The sequence below is a fragment of the Pseudonocardia kongjuensis genome (assembly GCF_039526905.1).
GTDB lineage: Bacteria > Actinomycetota > Actinomycetes > Mycobacteriales > Pseudonocardiaceae > Pseudonocardia > Pseudonocardia kongjuensis.
This window is the reverse complement of the sequence record NZ_BAAAJK010000028.1, coordinates 1-983: the sequence shown is the minus strand read 5'-3', so window position 1 is coordinate 983 and position 983 is coordinate 1. Positions and strand designations below refer to the sequence as shown.

Genomic DNA, 983 nt, shown 5'->3' with positions numbered 1-983 from the left:
TGGGCGCCACGCTCCACAACCGGTGATCACGAGTACCAGGTCGGCTCCGGCAGCTCGTCACGCAGCAGGTGCGCGCCGACCTCGCGGCGCTTGTAGGCCACCGGATCGTGCAGGGTGTGCGTGCGCACGTTGCGCCAGAACCGGTCGAACCCCAGCTGGGACGCGGTGGCCCGGGCGCCGAGCCCCTCGAAGATCCCCGAGGTGATCTCCAGGGCGACCTCGGTGGCCCGGGCCTTCACCGCCGCGACCCGCACCTCGTGTGCGCCGCGCTGCTCGGCGGTGACGTTCCAGGCGTCCCGGTGGATCTCCAGCGCCTCCTGCGCGACGGCGTCGGCGAGCGCCTCCACCGCCCACAGCTTGGACTGGTAGTCGCCGTAGAGATCGAGCTGGTAGGGCTCGTCGACGGCGCGTTCCTGTCCGCCGTGCAGCCACGGCCGGGTGGTGCTGCGGGTGTACTCGGCGCCGGTCTCCAGGGCCCCGCGGGCGATGCCCAGGTAGAAGCTGACGAACACCAGCTGGATCGTCGGCACGTTGAGCGTGTTGTAGACCCGCGGCTGGAAGGCGCGGTCGACGAAGCCGGCGGCCGAGGTCCACGGCACCCGGACGCCGTCGACGGTGACGCTGCCGCTCTCGGTGAGCCGCTGGCCGATGTTGTCCCAGTCGTCGTGGAAGGTGATGCCCTCCTGCTCGCTCGGGACGATCGCGAAGATGTGCGTGTCCGTCCCCTCGAGGACGCCCTCCAGCACGGTCACGTCGGAGACCTTGCTGCCGGTGGAGAAGCTCTTGCGTCCGGAGTAGACGATGTCGTCGCCGTCCTCCCGGATGGTCAGGTCGGCGTCGCGCGGGTTCACCGCGCCGCCGAAGAACCAGCGGTTGCGGGTGGCGTCGGCCTCCACCGCCTCGATCTGCTCGGGCGTGCCTGAAGTGACCCCCGCTGGCCGGACACCTCCAGACTTGGCAGTAGCCAGGGAGGAGGACGCGCG

1 pseudogene is annotated in these 983 nt (G+C 70.8%); it reads right to left on the bottom strand.

Annotated features, from left to right (window positions below):
- Positions 1–26: 26 nt before the first annotated feature.
- Positions 27–920 (bottom strand): annotated as a pseudogene (locus tag ABD160_RS22350) (acyl-CoA dehydrogenase family protein); the annotation flags it as partial.
- Positions 921–983 lie beyond the last annotated feature (63 nt).